Origin of the sequence: Dysosmobacter sp. Sow4_B12 (assembly GCF_052116665.1) — a bacterium.
In the GTDB taxonomy this organism is placed as follows: Bacteria; Bacillota; Clostridia; order Oscillospirales; family Oscillospiraceae; genus Oscillibacter.
In genome coordinates this window covers 1-16123 of the sequence record NZ_JBQKKR010000017.1, presented here as the reverse complement: position 1 = coordinate 16123, position 16123 = coordinate 1, and the positions used below count along the sequence as shown (strand labels likewise).

The following is a 16123-nucleotide window of genomic DNA, read 5'->3' as shown; positions in this document are numbered from 1 at the left end:
GAGGGGCCCATGAAATTTGGACTTGTTCTCAACAAAGGAACAGATAATATTGGCGATGATATCCAGAGCTATGCTGCCATGCGGTTTCTGCCGTCTGTTGATTATGTGATCGATAGGGAAAACATGGATACCTTTGGATCGAATGGCGAGCAGGTCAAGGCCATTATGAACGGCTGGTATATGTACAATAAGTTCAACTGGCCTCCCGCTACAGCCATCGATCCGTTGTGGGTGTCCGTGCATATTTCAAAAGACGACTATTTTGGGATCGGAGAACGCTTTCTGGACGGGCTTGGTGGGGAATACCTGAAGTACTATGCACCGATCGGAGCCCGTGATGTATCTACACTGGAAGTCCTGAAAAGGAAAGGGATCCCGGCGTATTTATCCGGTTGCCTGACGCTGACGCTGCCCAAAGTCACGGAAACGAGCAAAACGGATGAGGTCATTCTGGTGGATGTTGACCCGGAGAGCGAGCGTGTGATTCGTGCGGCATATCCGCATCAGAATTTTGTGAAGATCACCCACGCCGTCGATGCCGCAAGCTACCGAGAAATGAGCGTGGATGAGCGGTTCGGTAGAGTGGAAGCCCTGCTAAAGCGTTATCAGAACGCAAAATGCGTCATTACCAGCCGGCTCCATTGCGCATTACCATGCCTGGCGTTGGAAACCCCGGTCTTGCTGATCTACAAAGGTGAATACGCGCCGCGGATGCAATCGTTCTTGAAACTGCTTCATTATTCGGAACTGGGCGAGCTGAAGGAAAAGATCCTGGAGTTCGATCTAAGGCACCCCAAGGAAAACAAAAGAGACTATCTAGAGACCAGAAATGATCTGATCAGTGTTTGTAGGGAATTTTTGAAAAAAGACAGCGATAAATCGTCAGGAAGAATCTCCTTGAAAGATATCTATCTATGGCAGAAAGAGTTGCTGAGTTCTGCGGAATTTACATTCCGGGCGGAGATCACCAAACAGACCGATTGGATCCACCAGTTGGAGGCGAGCAAAGAATATCTGGCAGATCAGTGCGAAAAGAAGGATGCACGTATCGCGGAACTCCAGCAGTGGAATGGTGAGATTGAAACGGGAAAGGCGTATTTGGAAGAGCAGGTCACAGCAAAAGAGACCCGTATCGCGGAGCTGCAGCAGTGGAATGGGCAGCTGGAAGAGGGGAAAGCGTACCTGGAGAAACGGGTGTCGGAAAAGGACATGCGGATCTCAGAACTGGAGCGATGGACCCGACAGCTGGAAGAGGGAAAAACGTACCTGGAAGATCAGATATCAAAGAAGAACGCTCGGATCGAGGAATTGGAACAGTGGTGCCGGGAAGTGACAGAGGGGAAAGCGTATGTGGAGGAACAGTGGCATCTGACGGAGGCGGCGCGGCAAGAAGCAGCGATGGAAGCAGCGGAGAGCCAGAAAAAGCTGGAACTCCTTTTGGGCGATGAGAAGATCCGGAAGATCATCAGAAAACGCGGCTATGAATTATAAAAATACAGAGATATAGGTGGATACACGGCATGGAGTTTGACTATACAAAGGAGCCTGGGCGGGAGCTGTTTCAGCGGGACCTGAACCATGAGGGAACACCGCTGGTCAGTATCATTACGCCGTACTACAACGCGGGGAAGTACTTTGAGCAGACCTTCAACTGCGTCATGAACCAGACATTTCCTTGGTTTGAGTGGATTATCGTTGATGATGGAAGCACAAAACAGGAAGACATTGAAATTCTTAGAAAACTTGCGGAGAAAGACAATCGGATTACTGTAATTAGGAAGGAAAATGGCGGAATATCCACCGCAAGAAATGCAGCAATCCGCATAGCTACGGCAGATATTATCGTACCATTGGACGCAGATGATTTGATTTCTCCAACCTATGTTGAGACTTTATACTGGGCCTTGATAAAGAATCCAGAATATAGTTGGAGTTATTCCTGTAATGTAGGCTTTCAGAATCAAGAATATTTGTGGGATAAACCATTTGATGCAGAGACTCTGAAAACTTATAACTTTTTGGTATATAGCGGTGCAATTCGTAAGAATGCCATTGATCTAGTAAATGGCTATGATGAAATAGCCAAGCATTATTATGAAGACTGGCGCATGTGGTTAAAATTGTTATCTGCTCATTTAAAGCCAGTTAAAGTAAGAAGCTATTCGTTTTGGTATCGCCGGTTAGACACCGGAGTATTGTCCATCGTAAATAAAGATCCGAGTATTCAGAATTTAGCCCAGAAGTTAATTGATGAAGTAGCTGCGACTGCAGATACTTCTATTTCCGCAAAAGAGTTTCCCTGCAGCAGCGCCCCCTGCGGATACTTCGCGCCGAAGCGGTCCGATTGGGACCGGAAGGTGTTCAAGAGCCACGATAAGCTCCATGTGATGATGCTCTTACCCTGGATGGAGATGGGCGGCGCGGACCTGTTCAATCTGGACGTGTGCCGGAAGATCGACAAGAGCCGGTTCGAGGTCAGTATCCTCACCACCGTGCCGGGAGAGCAGAGCTGGCGGCAGCGGTTCGAGGAGTATGTGACGGACATCTTCGACCTGCCCAGCTTTCTGGAGCCGAAGGACTTCCCGGAATTTATCAGCTATTTCATCCAGTCCCGAGAAGTGGATGTGTTGTTCCTGAGTAACTCCTATGATGGTTATTACATGGTCCCCTGGCTGCGGTCCCAGTTCCCTAATCTGGCCATCATTGATTATGTCCACATGGAGGAATGGTACTGGCGCAACGGTGGCTATGCCCGCACCTCCGGTGCCATGGGCGAGGTGCTGGAAAAGACCTACGTCTGCAACGAACGGACCCGCCGTGTGCTGATCCGGGACTTCGGCCGGAGGCCGGAGAGCGTGGAGACGCTGTATATCGGCGTGGATCAGGAGCTGTACGACGCGTCGAAGGTGGAGAGCGGTCTGGCCCGGAAGGAGCTGGGCATCGGAGCGGACCGGCCCATCGTGCTGTTCCCCTGCCGCATCCATCCCCAGAAGCGGCCGTTTTTGATGATGGAGATCGCCAAAGAAGTCAGAAAGCAGATCCCTAATATCGCCTTCGTGGTGGTGGGCGACGGTCCACAGTTTGAGGAACTGAAGATTGCCGTCCAGCAGAATGACCTGGAAAAGACGGTCTATTTAGCTGGGCGACAGAAGGACATGCGCCCCTATTACAAGGACAGCGCTATGACGCTGATTTGTTCGCTGAAGGAGGGGCTTGCCCTGACGGCCTACGAATCCCTGTCCATGGGAAAACCGGTGGTCACGTCAGACGTGGGCGGTCAGGCGGAGCTGATCGACGATACGGTGGGTCGGGTTCTGCCGCTGCTGCAGAGCGAGGCGGAGGAGCTGGACAACCGGATGTTCACGGCGGAGGAGATTCGGCAGTACGTGGATGCCATCACGGAGCTGCTGAAGGATACGGACGCCTATGAGGGGATGTGCACCACCTGCCGGCGGAAGATCGAGGAGGGCTTTTCTTCCCAGATCATGATCCGGAAGCTGGAGCAGATCTTTGAGGACCTGGCGCGTGACCCGGCGGCGATCCAAGAAAGAGGATCGATCGCGGCAAAATTGCAAAGTTTTGAGCATTTGATTTCAGATCACTTCACCATGTATCGCCTCTATGAAGCACAGCAGGCAGAGTCTGAGGAGGTCTGGAAATCGAGAGAGTGGTTCCGTGAACTGTATGAAGATGCGATCGGGCAAGGGACGGTCAGGCAGGACATACTGCAGGATACGGGAACGACGCTCCCGGAAGCAACGCTCCGACTTTACAGGTCCGGCAAGATTGGGTTTAAGTACATCCTCAAATACATCCTTGCGTGGGCAAAGTACAAACTTGCAAGGGAGAAATCGTAAAGAGGCGCTATGATACAAAAGTTTAAAAGATACCAGTTCCTGTTCGAGGAATTGGTAAAGCGCGATTTCAAGAAAAAGTACAAAAGAACGGTGCTGGGCATGACGTGGAGCCTGCTCTCCCCGCTGCTGACGCTGCTGGTGATGCGGCTGGTCTTTACCCGGTTTTTCGGCGCCACGATGGAGCACTATACCACCTATCTGTTCTGCGGCAACCTGATCTTTGCCTGCTTCAGCGAGTCTACCGGACTGGGGATGACCTCGCTGCTGGAAAACGCGGATATCTTCTCCAAGGTCAATGTGCCGAAGTACCTGTTCCTGCTGTCCAAGAACATCCAGGGACTGATCAACTTCGGATTGACATTGTGCGTGTTTTTCCTGTTCTGCGTTCTGGATGACATCACCTTCACCTGGAAGCTTATCCTGCTGCTGTACCCTGCCTGCTGCCTGATCCTGTTCAATATCGGCATGGGCCTGATCCTGTCGGCGCTGTTCATGTTTTTCCGGGATATCCAGTACCTCTGGTCCGTGTTCACCCAGCTTTTGATGTATATGTCTGCAATCTTCTACACCATCGACCACTACAGCTATGCTGTGCAGTGCCTGTTTTTAGCCAATCCGATTTATCTGTTTATTCGCTATTTCCGGAAGATCGTCATCGATGCCACAATCCCCACCGTGTGGTTCCACCTGCTGATGCTGGCGGACGTGGTGATCGTGCTGGCCCTGGGCTGCTGGATGTACAAGAAGTACAATCACAAGTTCCTGTACTATATCTGACGGAGGACATGATGGAAGTTTTAAAACTGGAAAATGTCTCCATCCGGTATATGACAGGAGACTTCAAGGACATCGGCCTGAAGGAATATGTGGTGCGTCGCTTGAAAAGGAATTACCACGTTTCGGAATTCTGGGCGGACCAAAACATCAGCTTTTCCTTGGAGCAGGGCGATATGCTGGGGATCATCGGCACCAACGGCGCCGGAAAAAGCACGCTGCTGAAGGCAATATCCGGGATCATGGAGCCTACAGAGGGAACGGTGGAGCGGAAGGGAAACATCGCCGCATTGCTGGAACTGGCCTCCGGCTTCGACGGTGATTTGACCGTGCGGGAAAACACCTACCTGCGGGGTGCCATGCTGGGGTACACCCGGAAGTTTATGGACAAAATGTACGACCAGATCATCGAGTTTTCCGGCCTCGGGGAGTTTCAGGACCGCCAGTTCAAGCATCTGTCCTCTGGCATGAAGTCCAGACTGGCGTTCTCCATCGCCAGTCTGGTGGATCCGGATATCCTGATCCTGGACGAGGTACTTTCCGTGGGTGATGGCGCCTTTAAAAAGAAAAGCGAAGCCAAGATGCGGGAGATTATCGCGGGCGGCGCCACAACGATCCTGGTGTCCCACTCCCTGGCGCAGGTGCGGGAGATGTGCAACAAGGTGCTGTGGCTGGACAAGGGTCGGCAGATTGCATTTGGCGGGACGAAGGAGATCTGTGACAGGTACCAACAATTCTTGAGTGGAATATAATGCGTTCATTATACTGGGTAAGCCGAGGGAGAAGTTCAGATGATAAAACGGAAAAACTTGTATATTTTTGGAATGGCGTTGCTTTGCTTAATGGTTGCATATTTGCCCTTTGTGCAAATGCACTTTTCTTCAGATAGTTATGCCAATGTTCGAGGGATAGATACGACTGTTCATTTAGTAAACGGTCGACTTGTTACCTATGTTGTGCAGAGTATTTTTAATGCATTTGGCCTCAGCGTTATCAAATACCAAAGTGTAATTACTTGTGTATTCATTTGTGTTCTTGGGATAAGTATTACGTTGTTCTATGGAGAAATCTCTAAATATCTGGGTAAAAACATACGCGCAAGAATAATGGTATTCATAGGCAGCTTGTACATTTATATCAATGCTTTTTTTGCAGAGTGGTTTCTATATGTAGAGTCATTAACAAGTACGAGTGTTGGGATAGTATTTCTCACAATAGCAATAGTGCTGGCCAGCCAAAGTGTAGATACAAGGCACATTGCTTGCTCGTTTTTGCTATTACTTGCTGTACTGAATATGTACCAGCTTTATGTGGAGTTTTTCTTGATATTGAGCCTTTCAATTGTATATGTAAAATATTGTGGACAGTTAAATAGAAAATCTTTTTTCCATTCACTCGTTATCGTGTGTGAAGCCGGAGTAGCGTCAATCATTACAATTTTGTCTCAGCCTCTGATTGCTCAGGTTTTTGGAGTATTTGTTTCTGATAGAGCAGCAACATTTGAATTGGGCAAAATTGCGGACAATACTGCATCAATTATTGCTTCACAGAAAAGTATTTGGGGTAAAGCATACGGACTACTACCCGACGGAGTATTGGTCGTATTTGCAATACTTTTGTTGACCGCTTTTTTAATAAATAAGTTGATTTGCCAAAGAGATATTAACGGCTTCATATATGCTGTACTGATTATAATTTCCGGACTGGTAATAACATTTGCTCCGCATATTATTGCAAGCGTTGTATGGATGGCTCCACGTACAATACCTGGAGTTTTCCACATTCTGACATTTTTGGTGATTGCAAATGGTATTCAAAGTATGGGCAATAATTGTGACAAGTATTTGAAGAGTACTGTCATTGCTGCGGCATGTATTCTTTTGGTTTTAAATGCGTATGCATCTAATGGTATTCTTAGCAATAATGTGGCGACAAATCGCATTGATAGAACCTATGCCATGCAAATTAACTCTAAGATAGAGGAGTATGAGGCAGAGTCCGGAATAGAAGTGTATAGAATTGCAACCGTTAATGATGTAAGTCCTACGTATAGCTATGGAGGGATCAAATATGTGACGCATGATATGAACATACGTGGTTTGGTGGTTAGCTGGGGGGATGTAAATCTTATCAATTACTACTGTAATGAAAATTATGAAAAAGTAAGTATGCCAGATGAAATTTACAATACTTACTTTGAAGGGAAAAATTGGGATTTATTTGATTTGAATGAACAAGCCGTTTTTGTGGGTGACACTCTTTATATAGCGATGTATTAAGAAGGACTGAGACTATGATACCATTTAATATTCCGCCTTTTGTAGGGACAGAAATTGAAGAAATCAGACGAGCGATTTCTAATCAAAAAATTTGTGGTGATGGGGAATTTACAAAAAAGTGTCAGAACTGGTTAGAGGAGAAGACTGGTGCCAAGAAAGCGCTTTTGACGACTAGCGGGACAGATGCGCTGGAAATGGCTGCGCTGCTATGTGGCATACAGCCGGGCGATGAGGTAATCCTGCCAAGTTATACGTTTTCTTCGACGGCAAACGCCTTTGCTCTGTTCGGAGCGAAATTGGTGTTTGTGGATATCCGGCCTGACACGATGAATATTGACGAAAAATTGATTGAATCTGCCATAACAGAGAAAACTCGGGTTATTGTTCCAGTTCACTATGCGGGTGTTGCATGTGAAATGGATACGATTATGGACATTGCCAAGCGCCATAATTTGTTGGTGGTGGAAGATGCTGCACAAGGCATCATGAGTACATATAAGGGACGAGCTCTTGGCTCCATTGGCAATATTGGGTGTTATTCTTTTCATGAGACAAAAAACTATTCCATGGGCGAGGGAGGAGCTATACTAATCAATGATCCAAAACTTGTAGAACGAGCTGAAATTGTTCGCGAGAAGGGAACAAATCGATCTTGCTTTCTGCGAGGACAAGTGGACAAGTATACATGGGTGGATTGTGGCTCGTCCTATCTTCCTAGTGAGTTGAATGCAGCTTATCTTTGGGCCCAGTTAGAACGGGCAGATGAAATCAACGAGAACCGGCTGGGCACATGGAATTATTATTATGAAAAACTGAAGCCTTTGGCTGACACTGGAAAGATTGAGCTTGCTCATATTCCCACAGAATGTGAGCACAACGCTCATATGTTCTACGTGAAGTTAAGAGACCTTGAGGAGCGGACACGGTTCATAGCGTACTTAAAGGAGTGTGAGGTACAAAGTGTGTTCCACTATGTTCCACTGCATTCTGCCCCGGCTGGTTTAAAGTATGGGCGCTTTGCAGGTGAGGACGAGTACACCACGAAGGAAAGTGAGCGCTTGGTGCGTTTGCCAATGTATTATGGAATGACAGAAGCAGACAAAAGTGATATAGTTGAGTCTGTTTTCCACTTTTGGGATGAAGTATAATGAGTAAGGTTTCAATTATTATTCCCTGCTATTGCTCCTCAAGTTTTTTGCCAGGGGTCGTTTCGAGAGTCGCAGCAGTTATGGACAGACAAGACTATGAGATTGTCTTAGTCAATGATTGCTCTCCGGATAATACTTTTGATGTCATATCGTCTTTAGCTCGAAATGATAGTCATATTATTGGGATCAACTTGGCACATAATGCGGGTCAACACGCTGCTATTTTTGCGGGTTTCCATTATGCAACAGGCGAAGAAATCGTTTGTATGGATGATGACGGACAAACGCCCCCTGACGAGATTCCTGCTTTACTGGAAGGTATTCGAGGGGAGCACGATGTTGCATACGCACGTTATCAAACAAAAAAGCATTCTGCGTTTCGAAATTTTGGAAGCTATATAAATGATGTAATGGCATGTATATTAATTGGGAAGCCAAAGGATTTGTTTTTATCGAGCTTTTTTGCAATGAAACGCTATGTGATGGATGAACTCCTTTGCTATGAAAATCCTTTTGTATATTTGCCGGGTCTAGTCCTGCGGACAACAAGCCATCTATGCAATGTTGATATTACACATAAGGAACGTTTGTCCGGAAATTCGGGCTATACTTTCAAAAAATTGTTAGGACTCTGGCTGAACGGCTTTACGGCGTTTTCTGTTAAACCGCTTCGCATTGCGGATTTTTTGGGAAGTATTGTGGCAGGAATGGGTTTTCTGTATTTGATTTATACACTTGTTATGTATTTCCTTCGGCCAGGACAGGTGGCAGGCTGGAACTCTCTCATGGCAGTGCTGCTGATCCTTGGCGGCTCCATTATGCTGATGTTGGGAATGATTGGAGAATATCTAGGGAGGACATATATCTCAATTAATAAGGCTCCTCAATTTGTTATTCGCGAGACAGTACATATGGAAAATGATGAATACAGGGATTTAAGAGAGGAAAAGTAGAATGGAAATCGTTGATGCAGTATGGGAGAAAACCAACATTGGCGTTGAAACGAAGGAAATTACAATTGAAAAAACGGACCGCAAAGCCGATATTTTAGATGAATTGAAACGATTGAACGCTGAATACTTAGTTGTAAAAATCCCGTCAGACTATGAGTCGATGTCTTTCGAGATGGCTGAACTGGGTTTTGTGTTTATTGAAACAATGCATCAGCTTAGCAATGACTTGCATCTAAAGCCGCTTTCCGAAAGGAAACAAAAAATAGTCGAAGAAACAGACTTTGTTAAAATGACAGGTGCGGATTTTGATCATATGTGCAACCGGATTATCAATGATTGTATGTTCCGTACGGACCGTATATCCAGAGATCCTCATTTTTCCATTGCGCAAGCGAATAGGCGGTATGTGAATTGGTTGAAGAGCGAACGCGACCGTGGCGCGCAGCTTTACAAATACGTATATCGGGGAGACAATGTGGGGTTTGATTGCTTTCGACATTTAGGACAGGGCATATATGACGATTTCCTGTCTGGTATTTATAGCGACCATGCCGGGAAGAGCTTGTCGGTCAATATTACACACAAACTCAATGATTATGTGACGAATGCAGGCGGAAAGAAAATCATTACATGTGTAGCTTCAACAAATACTCGTGCTCTAAATCATCATGTTGATAATGGATATGTTATTGACAAAAGCAACTACATTTTTGTAAAGCACGCCGCAAAATATTGAACTTAGGCAAACTATCTGAGGGAAGAACCTTGCTTGAAAGAAAAGATGACTGAACTGGAAGATGGAACTATATGGAACGAGTTGGTGAGTGTGGTTTGAAGGGTGAAAAGGTAAAAACTCTGATTTCACTGCATCTGATGCTGATGATCTATTCCATGAGCGGAATCTGCAGCAAGCTGGCAGCGGGAGAGCCCTTCCTGAGCTTGAAGTTTTGCGTTTATTACGCGGTTGTCATTCTTTTACTGGGTTTCTATGCGATCGGCTGGCAGCAGATCATCAAGCGCCTGCCTTTGACAACGGCGTTTGCCAACAAAGCGGTCACTGTGATTTGGGGAATTATTTGGGGTGCGGTTTTCTTTAACGAACCAATCAAAGCCGGCAAGGTGATCGGCGCCGTTTTAGTTATTGCAGGCGTGGTTCTGTTTGCGGTTGCGGATGGAGAGCAGAACGATGAATAAGACACAGATTTTGTGTGCTGGGCTCTTGCTCTTTGGTGTATTTATCAGTGCGGTTTCTCAGGTGATGCTGAAAAAGGCTGCGTTGAAGACATATGCCTCTCCCATTCAGGAATATCTAAATCCCCAGGTGATCTTTGCTTATGTGCTGTTTGTCGGTACAACGCTCCTCGCCATTTTTGCCTACCGCGGGCTTCCGCTTTCCCTGGGGCCTGTATTGGAAGCGACGAGCTATATCTACGTTACATGTTTCGGCGTCATAATTTTTAAGGAAAAGATCACTGGGAAAAAGATATTGGCGCTGTGCCTAATTATTGCAGGTATTTTGGTGTCTGCACTATTTGGATAAGTAAAAAGGACGGGTGGGAACTATGAAAGGTATCATTCTGGCCGGCGGCTCCGGCACGCGGCTGTATCCAATCACCAAAGGCGTGTCCAAGCAGGCGCTGGCGATTTATGACAAACCCATGATTTATTACCCGCTGTCCACCTTGATGCTGGCGGGGATCCGGGAAGTCCTTATCATTTCTACGCCTAAGGACATCCATGTTTTTGAGGACATTCTGGGAGACGGCACCCAACTGGGGATGAAGTTTTCCTATGCAGTGCAGGAACAACCCAACGGACTGGCTGAGGCTTTCCTCATTGGTGCAGAGTTTATCGGCGATGACAAGGTGGCGCTGGTACTGGGAGACAACATTTTCTATGGTGCTGGCTTCTCTGCAACGCTGAAAGAAGCAGCGGCAGTAGAGGATGGCGCAGTCATTTTTGGGTATCCTGTACATAATCCGTCCAGCTTCGGCGTTGTAGAATTTGACAGCGACGGACGGGTGTTGTCTTTGGAGGAAAAGCCTGCAAAGCCCAAATCCAACTTTGCCGTGCCCGGACTGTATTTTTACGATAATTCCGTGGTGGAGATCGCCAAGAACGTAAAACCCTCTGCCCGAGGTGAATTGGAGATCACGTCGGTGAACAACGAGTATCTGCGCCGGGGCAAGCTGCGGGTGGTCAAATTCTTCCGCGGTATGGCGTGGCTGGATACCGGTACATACGAGGGACTGCAGGAGGCATCCCAGTTTGTCAATATCATTCAAAAGCGGCAGGGCCTGTATGTTTCCTGCATCGAGGAGATCGCGTATCGGCGGGGCTTTATTGACAAAGCACAGCTGCTGGAGTTGGCCAAGCCGCTGATGAAGACAGAATATGGGCAGTACCTGATTGCCATTGCGGAGGAAAAAGTGTGAAGAACATTTTAGTTACCGGAGGAGCCGGTTTTATTGGTTCCAATTTTATTCACTATATGCTGGAGCAGGAGGAAGATGTTTCTCTGCTGATAAATCTTGACCTGCTGACCTATGCCGGCAATTTGGAAAACCTGAAAGACATCGAAAACGACACGCGTTACCGCTTTATCAAGGGAGACATTCGGGACAAGGCCCTGGTTGAAAATTTGTTCCAACAGTATGACTTTGATACTGTGGTGCACTTTGCGGCGGAGTCCCATGTAGACCGCAGCATTGTGGAGCCTGAGATTTTCCTGACTACCAACATCGTTGGCACCCAAACTCTGCTGGACGCCGCCAAGCGGCACTGGAAGCTGGAACCGGGCAACAAGTATTCCAGAGAATACCGACAAGGTGTGCGGTACTTGCAGGTCTCTACGGACGAGGTGTATGGTGCGCTGGGAAAAACGGGAATGTTTACCGAAAGGACGCCGCTTTCACCCAACAGCCCTTACTCGGCTTCCAAGGCCAGCGCGGATATGGTGGTGCGGGCGTATCATGAAACTTATGGGATGCCGGTGAATATCACCCGCTGCTCCAATAACTACGGCCCGTATCAGTTCCCTGAGAAGCTGATTCCGCTGATGATCCATAACGCCTGCCACGACTTGGCGCTGCCGGTTTATGGCGACGGCATGCAGATTCGGGATTGGCTGCATGTAAAGGACCACTGCTCTGCTATCCATACGGTGTTGACAAAGGGTAAAATCGGCGAGGTTTATAATATTGGCGGCAATAATGAGAAGGCCAATCTTGAGATTGTCCGGTTGATCTTAGCGGAACTTGGGAAGCCGGAAAGCCTGATTACATATGTAAAAGACCGTCCAGGCCACGACCGCCGCTACGCCATTGACAATGCGAAGATCACTGCGCAGCTTGGCTGGAAACCTTTGTATACCTTTGAAGATGGAATCCACGAAACGATCCAGTGGTACCTTGGACATACGGATTGGGTGGAACGGATCACTTCTGGCGACTACCAAAATTACTATCGGAACATGTATGACAAGGCAGAACCACTGGCATGATCGCATGGCTGACAGAAACGATTTTGGGAAAGACTTTCGCGACATTTTGCATCTCCATGCTCCCTGTGGTGGAGCTGCGCGGCGGATTGCCTTATGGGATCGCGCTGGGTTTAGATTATCCGCTGGCATTGATTGCGGCGGTCTTGGGCAACATGGTTCCGGTGCCGTTCATCATCCTGTACATACGTCACGTGTTTCAGTGGCTTCGAAAGCGCAGCCCATGGTGGCGTAGGAAAATAGAAAACCTTGAGAAGAAAGCTCATCTCAAAGGAAGGCTGGTACATAAGTACAGTGCCATTGGCCTTTGTATTCTGGTAGCGATCCCGCTGCCGGGTACAGGAGCCTGGACTGGCGCTCTGGTGGCGGCGGTGTTGGACATGCGGCTGAAAAACGCGGTTCCTACGATCTTTCTCGGTGTCTGCATTGCAGGGGCCATTATGACGGCGGTGACCTTCGGAATAATCAATATTCTATAAAGGAAATACTACCAGTAAAGCACCTGGTTAAGCGGTATTTTGCTTCTTCCCGGGGTAATGATCTTCTCTGCGCAGCTTCAAAATGTTGATTGATAACAGCTTGTGTCAGGTAATAACTGGAAGTGTTTTTTGTCGGGCGCACAATTGCTGTAAAAGTCCAAAAATCATACAGCTTCAGCAATTTGCGGCTAAGGAAACAGCTGCGGCCCAAGCGGTCAGGCGATCACAGTCACCTGCGCTAAAATCCCCGCATTTCTTCACACGCAGGAGGTCACTAGTTCGAGTCCAGTAGTCTCCACCACACGAAGCCCTAGAACTGCAATGGTTCTAGGGCTTTTCTTTTTTTGGCATGTTTCCAGAAATGTGAAATTACGACAAAAATACGACAAAGCTCCATATTTATACCTGAATATTATTGCTTTTGGATTTATACTACGGAAATAATTGCTTCTTATATAGCGATAAGATATAATATTTAAAAAACTTTCAAACGGTTTTTTCACTTCAAAAGCAAAGTCATATATATCGAGGTGCAATATAGATGTTTTTCTTTTTGAAGCAGCCTAAGTGGAAGGTCGTTGAATACTCTCGGAGTAAAATTATTAAATCTGGAAAAATAATGAAGAGCTCAGATGCGTCACCAGCTCAGATCAAGGAAGCCACTAAAGTTATTGACAACTGGAGAGCAGCACATGCATATCCATTACATGTGATTTATATGCACCTGCGCAGGATGGCTGGTGCCCATTCTGATATTGTTGTTGCCGAACGCCTAAAAAGATTGGATTCTATTATTGGCAAACTGAAGCGGGAACCCACCATGAGTTTATGGATGATGCAAGATTTAGGTGGTTGTCGTTTTATTGTCCCCACGCTTGGGGACGTCTATAGATTTGCTGATAAATTTGAGAGTTCTAGGAAACGCCATATATTTAAGGAAAAATATGATTATATTGCTACGCCAAAGCCGTCCGGTTATCGGAGTTTACATGTGGTTTACGAGTATCATAGTGATAAAAACGATACTTATAACAAAAATATGTTAATTGAGATACAATTCCGGACACATCTCCAGCACCTATGGGCAACTGCTGTTGAAACAATGGGCCTATTCACAAAACAAGCCATAAAATCAGGCCAAGGCTCCGCGGATGTTAAGCGCTTCTTCTCGTTGGTTTCTTCTTTATTTGCAATCAAAGAGAATTGTGCTGTTATTCCAGGGACATCCGAGAATATAGAGGAGTTAGTCTCGGAAGTAAAAGAGATTAACAGTAGATGCAATTTTCTCGACATGTTAAGTGCAATACGAGTAGCTGTTGATAACCAAACTTCTCAAAAGCTCAATCAGCAAGGGTATTACATTCTGATTCTTAACTACAATACTAGGAGGTTACGAATCAAATATTACAAACCAAGCCAAATGGAGGAAGCAAACGAAACGTACAGTCAAATTGAGAGCACCCGTGCAGAATCCAAAATTGATGCCGTTCTTGTCCGAGTCTCTTCATTTCAGGCACTAAAATCAGCATATCCCAACTATTTCTCAGATATTGGAGAATTTGTTGACTTAGTAAAATCCTATCTCACCTAACACCAAAAAAGAAACCGCTTCACTTCACGAAGCGGTTTCTTTTCCTTTTACGGATGTATTCTCTTTTTCTTTGACCGAGAGGAGTGCTTTCCGTAAGGTTTCTGTACTGGTGTGGTCATAGATTTTTGTAAGCATCTTCAAATCACTGTGCCCCAACAACCGCGCTACCATATACGGGTCCATACCTTGCGCGATCCATAAGGTCGCTCTCGTATGACGCAGTTCATGCGGGGATAACTCCGGGACTTCCGGGTACGCGTTATGAAGTGCTCGCATAAAAGGGCGGTATACACGGTTTTCCCAGTTGTTGGGCTGATAGGGTTTACCTTCCGGGCTATGGAATACTTGCTCAGTCAGAAGCGTGTTCTTTCCAAGAGTTACTGTTTTGGGGGCGTGACATATCCTTTCCAAGATTCACTTTGTACTCAAAACGTTTTTTCTGCTTCGACACCTAACTGACTCCTTTCCAATAAAGTGTGGAGAGGGCTTGCCGCCCTCTCCCGCAAAGTGGTAAAATTATGTAGACATGACAGCTCCGTGGGTAAGCCACGCTACAAAGGCCAAAGTCGGCACCTTGTAAGCCATCCGTTCGCCCAGGCTCCAGCAGAAGCCAAAGGGACAACGCCCCTGCTCGATGGAGGCACGCAAAGACTCCGGCTTCAGATGCAGGAGCTCGGCTGCTGCCAGAACAGGAACATACAGGGGGTACTGCTCCACAAGCTGACCCAGTTCAGACATTCTACTTTCGAGAATATATTGAGCCGTTTCACGCATGTTATACCTCCCTATAACGCTTGGCAAAAACGGGACGGTTGACAGACAGAGAGAGCGTTGCATTGCTGGAATTGGGAAAACGATCCGCGAATGCCTGAAGAGCAAAATCTTCGGCGTCGTAGAAGTCATCAAAGCCCGTAGCGCTGGTATTGCGCAGATACTTACGCATAGCGCAGGCAGAAGCCCAACTATCGGTAACGGCAACGCCATTCCGCCCTAAAACGGCATAGTAGTTATAATTTGCCATAATTATTTTTATCCTCCTTTAATTTTAGGCCGAGGAAACCGTAAATCGGATTTCCGCCGGTAATGATACGATGACGATGCTTTTGGATGTTGATTCTGCTGCTCTGACAAATTTGGAGAAGCAGGCGGGAGAATGTGTTTTTCGAACACCCAGCGCCATATTTGGCGACGAAAGCAGCATATAAGGTATTTGTGGAAACCCAAGCGTCTTTGACCTGCTCGCAGGAGCCCTGCAAGAAGGCTGCAATATTGTCAATGGTAGAGTGTCCACTATTTGCCGCCACAGCTTCATTTATCTGAAAATCCCCAGAAAAGATGAAATTATTACGGACCAAAGCCTGATAGTAGCGAAGTGCCTGCACAATAATAGCACTACGCTCTCTATCCAACTTCTCAGACAGGTGGAAATCCTGATTAGTAATATATAAGCGAGGGTGTTACAGCCTTCGCTTTTTCCTTTATGATGAAGGTGATTGGCTGACGGAATTTCCGATTGGGACCCCACGCCCGCAGACAAATGTGT

The 16123-nt window shown here is 46.8% G+C and carries 18 protein-coding genes and 1 pseudogene; 15 read left to right on the top strand and 4 right to left on the bottom strand.

The window, feature by feature from the left end; all coding sequences use genetic code 11:
• Positions 1-9: 9 nt before the first annotated feature.
• From ACTQ4R_RS11845 to ACTQ4R_RS11775, 15 genes and pseudogenes are all read left to right on the top strand, one after another.
• Positions 10-1491: a polysaccharide pyruvyl transferase family protein gene (locus ACTQ4R_RS11845; protein ID WP_441628934.1), complete on the top strand. Its 1482-nt coding sequence runs from the start codon at positions 10-12 to the stop codon at positions 1489-1491.
• A gap of 29 nt (positions 1492-1520) precedes the next feature.
• Positions 1521-2162: pseudogene (locus ACTQ4R_RS11840) on the top strand (glycosyltransferase family 2 protein); the annotation flags it as partial.
• A gap of 225 nt (positions 2163-2387) precedes the next feature.
• Positions 2388-3857: a glycosyltransferase family 4 protein gene (locus ACTQ4R_RS11835; RefSeq protein WP_441628990.1), complete on the top strand. Its 1470-nt coding sequence runs from the start codon at positions 2388-2390 to the stop codon at positions 3855-3857.
• Positions 3858-3866: 9 nt separating this feature from the next.
• A complete protein-coding gene (locus ACTQ4R_RS11830; RefSeq protein WP_441628932.1) occupies positions 3867-4634 on the top strand; it encodes an ABC transporter permease in 768 nt (255 codons plus the stop codon).
• An 11-nt stretch (positions 4635-4645) separates the two neighbouring features.
• The gene (locus tag ACTQ4R_RS11825) at positions 4646-5383 is read left to right on the top strand and encodes an ABC transporter ATP-binding protein (RefSeq protein ID WP_441628930.1); all 738 of its coding nucleotides are present in this window, start codon (positions 4646-4648) and stop codon (positions 5381-5383) included.
• A 39-nt stretch (positions 5384-5422) separates the two neighbouring features.
• Positions 5423-6910: a glucosyltransferase domain-containing protein gene (locus ACTQ4R_RS11820; RefSeq protein WP_441628928.1), complete on the top strand. Its 1488-nt coding sequence runs from the start codon at positions 5423-5425 to the stop codon at positions 6908-6910.
• A gap of 14 nt (positions 6911-6924) precedes the next feature.
• On the top strand, positions 6925-8058 hold the full coding sequence (gene rffA, locus ACTQ4R_RS11815; RefSeq protein ID WP_441628926.1) for a dTDP-4-amino-4,6-dideoxygalactose transaminase: 1134 nt from the start codon (positions 6925-6927) through the stop codon (positions 8056-8058).
• Positions 8058-9011 (top strand): glycosyltransferase family 2 protein, encoded by a 954-nt coding sequence (locus tag ACTQ4R_RS11810; protein ID WP_441628924.1) that lies wholly within the window; start codon positions 8058-8060, stop codon positions 9009-9011. The genes rffA and ACTQ4R_RS11810 overlap by 1 nt, the downstream gene beginning before the upstream one ends.
• Position 9012: 1 nt before the next feature.
• Positions 9013-9747, top strand: coding sequence for a hypothetical protein (locus ACTQ4R_RS11805; RefSeq protein ID WP_441628923.1), 735 nt, complete (start codon positions 9013-9015; stop codon positions 9745-9747).
• Positions 9748-9818: 71 nt separating this feature from the next.
• The gene (locus tag ACTQ4R_RS11800) at positions 9819-10205 is read left to right on the top strand and encodes a transporter (protein WP_441628921.1); all 387 of its coding nucleotides are present in this window, start codon (positions 9819-9821) and stop codon (positions 10203-10205) included.
• On the top strand, positions 10198-10551 hold the full coding sequence (locus tag ACTQ4R_RS11795) for a multidrug ABC transporter (RefSeq protein ID WP_441628920.1): 354 nt from the start codon (positions 10198-10200) through the stop codon (positions 10549-10551). The genes ACTQ4R_RS11800 and ACTQ4R_RS11795 overlap by 8 nt, the downstream gene beginning before the upstream one ends.
• Before the next feature lie 22 nt (positions 10552-10573).
• Complete coding sequence (gene rfbA, locus ACTQ4R_RS11790) at positions 10574-11446, top strand: glucose-1-phosphate thymidylyltransferase RfbA (RefSeq protein WP_441628918.1); 873 nt, start codon at positions 10574-10576, stop codon at positions 11444-11446.
• Positions 11443-12513, top strand: a complete 1071-nt coding sequence (gene rfbB, locus ACTQ4R_RS11785) for a dTDP-glucose 4,6-dehydratase (RefSeq protein ID WP_441628916.1) — start codon at positions 11443-11445, stop codon at positions 12511-12513. Before rfbA ends, rfbB begins: the two co-directional genes overlap by 4 nt.
• Positions 12510-12989: a COG2426 family protein gene (locus ACTQ4R_RS11780; RefSeq protein ID WP_441628914.1), complete on the top strand. Its 480-nt coding sequence runs from the start codon at positions 12510-12512 to the stop codon at positions 12987-12989. Before rfbB ends, ACTQ4R_RS11780 begins: the two co-directional genes overlap by 4 nt.
• A gap of 541 nt (positions 12990-13530) precedes the next feature.
• Positions 13531-14580, top strand: coding sequence for a hypothetical protein (locus ACTQ4R_RS11775; RefSeq protein WP_441628912.1), 1050 nt, complete (start codon positions 13531-13533; stop codon positions 14578-14580).
• 24 nt (positions 14581-14604) lie between these two features.
• On the opposite strand, the gene ACTQ4R_RS11770 is transcribed toward ACTQ4R_RS11775, so the two are convergent.
• From ACTQ4R_RS11770 to ACTQ4R_RS11755, 4 genes are all read right to left on the bottom strand, one after another.
• Positions 14605-14991 carry a tyrosine-type recombinase/integrase gene (locus tag ACTQ4R_RS11770; protein ID WP_441628910.1) on the bottom strand — a complete coding sequence of 129 codons (387 nt, stop codon included), beginning with the start codon at positions 14989-14991 and terminating at the stop codon, positions 14605-14607.
• A gap of 105 nt (positions 14992-15096) precedes the next feature.
• Positions 15097-15354 (bottom strand): hypothetical protein, encoded by a 258-nt coding sequence (locus ACTQ4R_RS11765; protein ID WP_441628908.1) that lies wholly within the window; start codon positions 15352-15354, stop codon positions 15097-15099.
• 1 nt (position 15355) lies between these two features.
• Positions 15356-15601, bottom strand: coding sequence for a hypothetical protein (locus ACTQ4R_RS11760; protein WP_441628906.1), 246 nt, complete (start codon positions 15599-15601; stop codon positions 15356-15358).
• A complete protein-coding gene (locus ACTQ4R_RS11755) occupies positions 15588-15962 on the bottom strand; it encodes a hypothetical protein (protein WP_441628904.1) in 375 nt (124 codons plus the stop codon). Before ACTQ4R_RS11755 ends, ACTQ4R_RS11760 begins: the two co-directional genes overlap by 14 nt.
• Positions 15963-16123 lie beyond the last annotated feature (161 nt).